This is a genomic window from Quadrisphaera sp. KR29 (assembly GCF_052644995.1).
The window spans coordinates 78,876-86,776 of record NZ_JBQXXG010000016.1 but is presented as its reverse complement, the minus strand read 5'-3'; the positions used below and the strand labels follow the sequence as shown (position 1 = coordinate 86,776).

Genomic DNA, 7,901 nt, shown 5'->3' with positions numbered 1-7,901 from the left:
CCGGGGGGGGGGGGGGGGGGGGGGGGGGGGGGGGGGGGCCCCCCCCCCCCCCGCCGGCGGGGGGGGGGGGGGGGGGCGGCCCCCCCCCCCCCCGGCCCCGGCGCTCGGGGAGGTGCTCACTCCTGCGAGGAGCCCTCGCCGCCCTCGGGCGCGGCGTCGCCCTCGGCGCTCTCGGACTCAGGGGCGTCCTTCTCGATGCCGGCCTCGGCCTCGGCCTCGGCGAGCTCGGCCTCCAGGTCCTCGGCGGTCGGGGCGGCGGAGACGTTGACGACGGCGGTCTCGGCGTCGACGGCCAGCTCCACGCCCTGCGGCAGGGACAGCTGGCCGGCGGTGACGATGGTGCCGGCGGTGAGGCCCTCGACGTCGACCTCGACGGCCTCGGGGAGGTCGGTCGCCTCGGCGGTCACCGCGAGGGTGCCGGACTCCACCGACACCACGGTCTGCGGGGCGGCCTCGCCCGTGGTGCGCACCGGGACCTGCACCTCGATGCGCTCACCGCGGCGGACCACCACGAGGTCGACGTGCTCGATCTCGCGGCGCACCGGGTCGACCTGGACGGCCTTGACCACGGCCAGCTGGCTGCCGCCGTCGGCGAGCTGCAGGTCGACCAGGGCGTTCGGGTTCTTGACCAGCAGCATCGTCTCGTGGCCCGGCAGAGTCACGTGCAGCGGGTCCTGGCCGTGGCCGTAGACGACGGCGGGGATCTGGTGGGCGCGGCGCACGCGGCGGGCGGCGCCCTTGCCGAACTCGGTGCGGGTGGCAGCGTTGAGCTGCGTGCCGGTGTTCTGGGCCATGGGGGGCTCCTGGTGATCGGTGGGTCGGTCTGCTGCTCGACGGTCTCCGCCGCCCCGGCGCGCGACCGGGGGGCGGGCCGGAGGACCGGCCACCGCGTCGATCACGGAGCGGGCCCGCCGCCGGCGGCTCCCGCCACCTGCTCGGGCCCCTCCCTCGCCGAGGAGCGGGGCCAGCCTACCGGCTCGCGCCGGGTGCCAGGACGAGGCGGCCGACCAGGCCCACGCACACCGCCCAGGCCACCACCACGAGCACGTCCCCGAGGTGCAGGCCGTGCTCGGCGGTCAGGGGCAGCACGACGGGGCCCTGGAAGCGGTGGTCGCCGGCCACGACGGCGAGGGACAGGACGGACAGCACCACCACCACGGGCAGGCCCGCGGCGGCCCGGCTCAGGAGGGGCGGCACCGGGTCACGGTAGCCGCGCCGGCAGGGCCCGCGCCGAGCGCGCGAGCCCGTCCGGGCGGGTCAGCTGTTGCCGTCGAAGAGGCTGGTCACCGAGCCGTCGTCGAAGACCTCGCGGATCGCGCGGGCGATGAGCGGGGCGATGGAGAGCACCACGAGGCTGGGGAACTGGTGCGCCGGCGGGATCGGCAGCGTGTTGGTGACGACGACCTCGGAGATCGGGCTGTCCTTGAGGCGGGCGGCAGCCGGGCCCGACAGGATCGGGTGGGTCGCCGCGACGATGATCTCCTTGGCGCCGTTGTCCTTGAGCGCCTGCGCCGCCTGGACGATGGTGCCGCCGGTGTCGATCATGTCGTCGACCAGCACGCACGTGCGGCCCTCGACCTCGCCGACCAGCTCGTGGACCTGCACCTGGTTGGGCCGGTTCGGGTCGCGGCGCTTGTGGATGATCGCCAGCGGGGCGCCCAGCTTGTCCGACCAGACGTCGGCCAGCCGCACGCGCCCGGCGTCCGGGGAGACCACCGTGAGCATGTTGGCGTCGGCCACCCGGGCGCGCACGTAGTCGGACAGCAGCGGCAGGGCCCACAGGTGGTCGACCGGGCCGTCGAAGAAGCCCTGGATCTGGGCGGTGTGCAGGTCGACGGACATGAGGCGGTTGGCGCCCGCGGTCTTGAACAGGTCGGCCATGAGGCGGGCGGAGATCGGCTCGCGGCCGCGGTGCTTCTTGTCCTGGCGCGCGTAGCCGTAGAAGGGGGCCACCACCGTGATGCGCTTGGCCGAGGCGCGCTTGAGCGCGTCGACCATGATGAGCTGCTCCATGATCCACTGGTTGATCGGGGCGCAGTGGCTCTGCAGCACGAAGGCGTCGCAGCCGCGCACGCTCTCCTCGAAGCGCACGTAGGTCTCGCCGTTGGCGAAGTCGTAGCTGGAGGACGGCACCAGCGCGGCACCCAGCTCGGAGGAGACCTCCTCGGCCAGCTGCGTGTGCGCACGCCCGCTGATGAGGACGAGCCTCTTCTCGCCCTGGGTGGTGATGCCGGTCATGCCTGCTCCTCCTGCTCGTCCCGCGCACCGGCGGGCCCGTCCGTGGGTGCCTCGCGCGCCGCCGCCGCGGCCCGGGCCGACGCGCTGCCGGGGCGCTTGCGCTCCGTCCAGCCGTCGATGTTCCTCTGCCGCCCGCGCCCGACGCCGATCGCCCCGGCCGGCACGTCCTCGGTGATGACCGACCCGGCGGCCGTGTAGGCGCCGGCGCCGATGGCCACCGGGGCCACCAGCACGCTGTCGCTGCCGACGAAGGCGGCGTCGCCCACGCGCGTGCGGCCCTTGGTCTGGCCGTCGTAGTTGGCGAAGATCGTGGCGGCGCCGATGTTGGCGCCTCTGCCGATCTCGGCGTCGCCGACGTAGGACAGGTGCGGCACCTTGCTGCGCGCGCCGATGACGGCGTTCTTGGTCTCCACGAAGGCGCCGACCTTGCCCTCCTCGCCCAGGCGCGTGCCGGGCCTGAGGAAGGAGAACGGCCCGACGGTGGCGCCGGCGCCGACGACGGCGAGCGTCCCGTGCGTGCGCTGCACCACGGCCCCCTCCCCCACCTCGCAGTCGGTGAGGGTGGTGTCCGGGCCCACCACGGCGCCGGTCGCCACGCTCGTGGCACCCAGCAGCTGCGTGCCGGGCAGCAGCGTGACGTCGGCCCCCAGGTCGACGTGGACGTCCACCCAGGTCGTCGCGGGGTCGACCACGGTCACCCCGGCGCGCATGTGCGCCTGCAGCACGCGGCGGTTCAGCGCAGCCCCCAGGGCGGCGAGCTGCACCCTGTCGTTGACGCCCTCGACCTCGCTGGCGTCGGCCACCGGGCGGGCCGCCACGCGGTGGCCCTCGCCGCGCGCCAGGGCCAGCACGTCGGTGAGGTAGACCTCGCCCTGCGCGTTGCCGCGGCCGACCCGCGGCAGGGCGGCGGTGAGCACGCCGGCGTCGAACGCCCAGATGCCGGTGTTGACCTCCGTGATCGCCCGCTGGGCCTCGGTGGCGTCCTTCTGCTCGACGATGGAGGCCACGGCGCCGTCCTCGTCGCGCAGGACGCGCCCGTAGCCGGTGGGGTCGGGCAGCACGGCGGACAGCACCGTCACGCCGTTGCCGTCCGCCTCGTGCGCGGCGACGAGCTCGGCGAGGGTCTGCGCGCGCAGCAGCGGCACGTCGCCGAAGGTCACCACGACGGTGCCGGTCAGCGGGCCGGCCGCCTCGCCGCGCTCGCGCGCCAGCGCGTCGAGCCCGCACTGGACCGCGCGGCCCGTGCCGGGCACGTCGTCCTGGTCGGCCACGAGCACGTCGGCGTCGACCTCCAGGGCGTGCGCCGCGACGCGCTCCCGCTCGTGCCGGACGACGACGACGAGGCGCTCGGGCTGCGCGCCCCGCGCGGCCGCCAGGGCGTGCCCGAGCAGGGTGCGGCCGCCGATGCGGTGGAGGACCTTGGGGGTCGCCGACCTCATCCGGGTGCCCTCACCGGCGGCGAGGACGACGACGGCGGCCGGGCGGGTCGAGCTCACGCGCACGCGCTCCCTGGCGAGGGGGTGGGGGGCAGGTGGGACCCTACCCGCGGCCCGCCACGGGTCCGGGAGCGCCCTGGGGCGGGCTCGGGCCACCTGCCGGTGGTCACCGGCGTGCGGCCGGCAGCTCCCCCGGGAAGATTCGAACCTCCGTGACCGCCTTCAAAGGGCGGCGTCCTAGGCCTCTAGACGACGGGGGAAGGGGTCGCGGGCAGCGCCCGCGGCACCACCTTCCCACGCGGGAGCCGTGAGCAGGTAGGTGCCGCCCCGGGGGCACCGGCCGGGGCGCGCCGGTCCCTACCGGGACAGGCGCAGCTGGAGCACGTCGCCCGGCGCGGAGGGCCGCGGCGGCGACCACGCGGCGGGCTGGCGCGCTGGGTCCCCGGACGGCTCGAAGACGGACGCCGGGAGGGTGTCGGGCACCAGTTCGACCATCGTCTCGCGCGCCTCGGCGAGGCGTCCGGCGCGGGCGATGGCCACCCCGAGGACCACCGCGACGACGGGGCTGAGCACCAGCCAGCCGATGACCCCGAGCACGAGCGCCACGACGCCTCCTCCTGGGGCCGGCGGCCCCGTCGGCCACTGCTTCGGCGCAGCAGCCGCTCTGCTTGACCATCCTGGCGGGCCGCCACCCGATCGGCCGCACGCCGCGCCCGGCGGGCGCCGGCCCCCGGTGCGGCACGATGGGGCCCACAGCCGGTCGAGCAGGGAGGGCGGTGCCGCCGTGAGCCGCACGCGGATGACGGGCGCGGAGCGGCGCGAGCAGCTCCTCGTCGTCGGGCGCGGGCTGTTCGCCCAGAAGGGCTTCGACGGCACCAGCGTCGAGGAGGTCGCCGCCCGCGCCCGCGTCTCCAAGCCGGTGGTCTACGAGCACTTCGGCGGCAAGGAGGGCCTGTACGCCGTCGTCGTCGACAGGGAGGTCCGGGCCCTGCTCGGGGCGCTCAGCTCCGCGCTCGACGCCCGGGCCCACCCCCGCGTGCTGCTGGAGCGGACCACGCTCGCGCTGCTGGGCTACGTGGAGGAGAACACCGACGGCTTCCGCATCCTCGTGCGCGACTCCCCCGTCGCGCAGACCACCGGCACCTTCGCGAGCCTGCTGGGAGACGTCGCCACGCAGGTGGAGGAGATGCTGTCCGAGGAGTTCCGGCGCCTCGGGCTCAGCGTGGACGCCGCGCCGATGTACGCGCAGATGCTCGTGGGCATGGTGGCGCTGACCGGCCAGTGGTGGCTCGGCTCGCGCAGCCCCGACAAGGCCGTGGTGGCCGCCCACATCGTCAACCTCGCGTGGAACGGGCTGTCGGGCATGGAGCCCCACCCGCGCCTGACCCCGCACGCCGGCTGAGGGCCGGTGGACGCCCTGGGCGCCACGGGCCCCGTGGAGGACGACGAGGTCGACAGGCTGGTGGCCGCCTGGGCGCGCGAGCGCCCCGACCTGGACGCCTCCCCGCTGCTGGTGCTCTCGCGCGTCTCGCGGCTGGCCCACCACCTCGAGCGGGCGCGCGCGCAGGCCTTCGCAGCCACCGAGCTGGTGCAGTGGGAGTTCGACGTCCTGGCCGCGCTGCGCCGCTCCGGCGCCCCGCACGAGCTGTCGCCCTCGGCGCTGGCCGCCGCCACGCTGGTGACCAGCGGCACGATGACCACCCGGATCGACAGGCTCGCCGCGCGCGCCCTGGTCGAGCGCCGGCCCGACCCCGCTGACCGCCGCGGCGTCATCGTGCGGCTCACCGAGCAGGGGGCCCGCCGCGTGGACGCCGCCCTGGCCGACCTGCTGGCGCGCGAGCGCTCGGTGCTCGACGTGCTCGGGCCCGTGCAGGCCGAGCAGCTGGCGGCCCTGCTGCGCCGCCTGCTGGCGCCCTTCGAGGCCTGAGCCCCGCCCGGGCCAGCGCGTGTCGGTGGGCGCCGCCGGCAGCGTCCACAATGGGAGGGGACCGCACCCACCTCGCGGAGGAGTCGCTCCGGATGCCTGACACGTCGGACAGCTCGCTGGACCTGGGCGCCGCCCCCGGCGGCCCCACCTCGCCGGCGGACGGGCGCGGGCCGGGCGCCCTGGACCTCACCCCCGCGGCCCCGGTGCCCCCGGTCCCGGAGGACGAGGCGGAGGGCATGGTCCCGCTCGACCCGGCCACGCGCGCCGCGCTGGCCGAGCGGGCCCGGGCGTTCGTGGCCGACCTCGCCGGTCGCGACCCGCGCAGCCCGGAGTTCCAGCGCAAGATCGACGACGTCGTGCGCATGGGCGACCGGGAGGTGCGGGCCTCCTCCCAGGTCTCCAACCGGATGCTGCAGCGGCCCTCCTCCAGCCCCGCGGGCGCGGCGCGCAGGCCGGGCAGCGGGCCGGGCGCCGACGCGCAGGCGCAGGTCGCGGACACCCTGGCAGAGCTGCGCCGCACGGTCACCGACCTGGACCCGGGGCGGGCGGACCTGCGGGGCCCGCGCCGCTTCCTGGGGCTGCTGCCCGGCGGCAAGCAGGTCACCCGCTACTTCGAGCGCTACCAGGACGCGCAGAGCCAGCTGGACGCGATCATCCGCGCGCTGGCCTCCGGGCAGGACGCGCTGCGCCGGGACAACGCCGCCATCGAGCAGGAGAAGGCCGAGCTGTGGGCGACCATGGGCAAGCTGACCGAGTACGTGGTGCTCGCCCGGGCCCTGGACACGGCCACGCAGGAGAAGGTCACCGAGCTGTCGGTGAGCGACCCCCGGGCCGCTGAGGCGCTCACCGCGGACGCGCTGTTCCCCATCCGGCAGCGCCACCAGGACCTGCTGACCCAGCTCACGGTCAGCGCGCAGGGCTACCTGGCGCTCGACCTGGTGCGGCGCAACAACGTCGAGCTGATCAAGGGCGTCGACAGGGCGCAGACGACCACGGTCTCGGCGCTGCGCACCGCCGTCGTCGTGGCGCAGGCGCTCTCCCAGCAGCAGCTGGTGCTCGACCAGGTCAGCGCGCTGAACACCACCACCAGCTCGATGCTCGACTCCACGTCGCGGCTGCTGCGCCAGCAGACCGCGCAGGTGCACGAGCAGGCCGCCAGCTCCACGGTGGACGTGGAGGTGCTGCAGCGCGCCTTCGACGAGGTCTTCGCCACCATGGACGCCATCGACACCTTCAAGCTCCAGGCGGTGGAGAACCTCGCCACCACCGTCGACGCGCTCGAGGGCCAGATGCGCCGCTCGCGCTCCTACGTCGCCCGCGCCCGGCAGGCGGAGGAGCGGGAGGCCGCGGCGCAGATCGACGACGGCAGGTGAGCACGCCCACCGGCCAGCCGGGCCCGCCCACGGCCGCCGAGCTGCGTGAGCGCTCCCAGGAGGTCGCTCGCCGGGTCGGCCAGCAGGTCGGCCGGCAGGTCAGCACGGCGGCGCGCCGCCAGGGCTGGCGGGCGCGCACGTCGGCCTGGCTGCTGCTGCCGGTGGCGGGCCTGCCGTGGGTGGGCTTCGGGTACATCGCGCTCAAGGCGCGCCGCCCGCAGTGGGCCGGTGCGGCGCTGGTGCACCTGGGCGTCTCCGCGGGCGCCGTCAGCGCTCTGGTGGCGGGCGACTGGTGGACGGTGCTCGGCGTGCTCGCCGCCGGCGGCGGGTGGGGCGCGGGCGTCGTGCACGGCCTGGCGGCCAACCCGCGCTGGCTGCGGACCCGCGCGGCGCTCTCGCCCACCCCGTCGGCCCCCTGGCTGCCGCCGCTGACCGCCTCGTCGTCGTCCCCGGACGCCCTGGTGGGCATCGGTGCGGGCTCCGCCGGGGACCCGGCCCAGCGGGCCGCGCTGCACCAGCAGCGCCTGGAGGAGCTGGTCGACGTCACCGCCCGCGCCGGCACCGCGCTGCCGGAGGCCGCGCTGCCGCTGGTGCGGCAGCTGCACGACGCCGCCCTGCCGCTGCTGGCGAGGGCCGCCGGCGGCGGCCGGCCGGTGCCGGCGCTGGACCTGTACGAGGTGGAGGCCGTGGTCGGGGAGCACCTGCCGACAGCGCTGGGCCGCTACCTGGCGCTGCCGCCCGGGTACGTGCCGGACACCGTCGCCGACGCCGCGACCCCCGAGCAGGCGCTGCTCGCGCAGCTGCGCTCGATGGTCGAGCTGCTGGCGGAGGTGACCGACAGGCTGCACGAGCACGACGCGCGCGAGCTGCGCGTGCAGGCGGCCTTCCTGGGCGAGAAGGTCCGCCGCTCAGACCTGGACCTGTGAG

General features: G+C 76.4%; 9 protein-coding genes and 1 tRNA gene. 4 read left to right on the top strand and 6 right to left on the bottom strand.

All coding sequences use genetic code 11. The features are described 5' to 3' along the window. Window positions 1-116 precede the first annotated feature (116 nt). The 6 genes from ACUN9U_RS14655 to ACUN9U_RS14630 all read right to left on the bottom strand — a co-directional run bounded on the left by ACUN9U_RS14655 (window position 117) and on the right by ACUN9U_RS14630 (window position 4,280). Window positions 117-794, bottom strand: coding sequence for a 50S ribosomal protein L25/general stress protein Ctc (locus ACUN9U_RS14655; RefSeq protein ID WP_445485742.1), 678 nt, complete (start codon window positions 792-794; stop codon window positions 117-119). A gap of 175 nt (window positions 795-969) precedes the next feature. Next, window positions 970-1,197 carry a hypothetical protein gene (locus tag ACUN9U_RS14650; protein WP_445485741.1) on the bottom strand — a complete coding sequence of 76 codons (228 nt, stop codon included), beginning with the start codon at window positions 1,195-1,197 and terminating at the stop codon, window positions 970-972. Window positions 1,198-1,257: 60 nt separating this feature from the next. Further along, a complete protein-coding gene (locus tag ACUN9U_RS14645; protein WP_445485740.1) occupies window positions 1,258-2,238 on the bottom strand; it encodes a ribose-phosphate diphosphokinase in 981 nt (326 codons plus the stop codon). Further along, complete coding sequence (glmU, locus tag ACUN9U_RS14640) at window positions 2,235-3,734, bottom strand: bifunctional UDP-N-acetylglucosamine diphosphorylase/glucosamine-1-phosphate N-acetyltransferase GlmU (protein WP_445485739.1); 1,500 nt, start codon at window positions 3,732-3,734, stop codon at window positions 2,235-2,237. The genes ACUN9U_RS14645 and glmU overlap by 4 nt, the downstream gene beginning before the upstream one ends. 127 nt (window positions 3,735-3,861) lie before the next feature. Then, window positions 3,862-3,934 (bottom strand) — tRNA-Gln (locus tag ACUN9U_RS14635). 97 nt (window positions 3,935-4,031) lie between these two features. Continuing rightward, the gene (locus ACUN9U_RS14630) at window positions 4,032-4,280 is read right to left on the bottom strand and encodes a hypothetical protein (protein ID WP_445485738.1); all 249 of its coding nucleotides are present in this window, start codon (window positions 4,278-4,280) and stop codon (window positions 4,032-4,034) included. Between the two features lie 193 nt (window positions 4,281-4,473). On the opposite strand from ACUN9U_RS14630, the gene ACUN9U_RS14625 reads away from it, so the two are divergent. The 4 genes from ACUN9U_RS14625 to ACUN9U_RS14610 all read left to right on the top strand — a co-directional run bounded on the left by ACUN9U_RS14625 (window position 4,474) and on the right by ACUN9U_RS14610 (window position 7,900). Continuing rightward, window positions 4,474-5,076: a TetR/AcrR family transcriptional regulator gene (locus tag ACUN9U_RS14625; RefSeq protein ID WP_445485748.1), complete on the top strand. Its 603-nt coding sequence runs from the start codon at window positions 4,474-4,476 to the stop codon at window positions 5,074-5,076. Between the two features lie 15 nt (window positions 5,077-5,091). Then, on the top strand, window positions 5,092-5,601 hold the full coding sequence (locus tag ACUN9U_RS14620) for a MarR family winged helix-turn-helix transcriptional regulator (RefSeq protein WP_445485747.1): 510 nt from the start codon (window positions 5,092-5,094) through the stop codon (window positions 5,599-5,601). A 92-nt stretch (window positions 5,602-5,693) separates the two neighbouring features. Then, the gene (locus ACUN9U_RS14615; RefSeq protein ID WP_445485737.1) at window positions 5,694-6,974 is read left to right on the top strand and encodes a toxic anion resistance protein; all 1,281 of its coding nucleotides are present in this window, start codon (window positions 5,694-5,696) and stop codon (window positions 6,972-6,974) included. Then, complete coding sequence (locus ACUN9U_RS14610; RefSeq protein WP_445485736.1) at window positions 6,971-7,900, top strand: hypothetical protein; 930 nt, start codon at window positions 6,971-6,973, stop codon at window positions 7,898-7,900. Before ACUN9U_RS14615 ends, ACUN9U_RS14610 begins: the two co-directional genes overlap by 4 nt. Window position 7,901 lies beyond the last annotated feature (1 nt).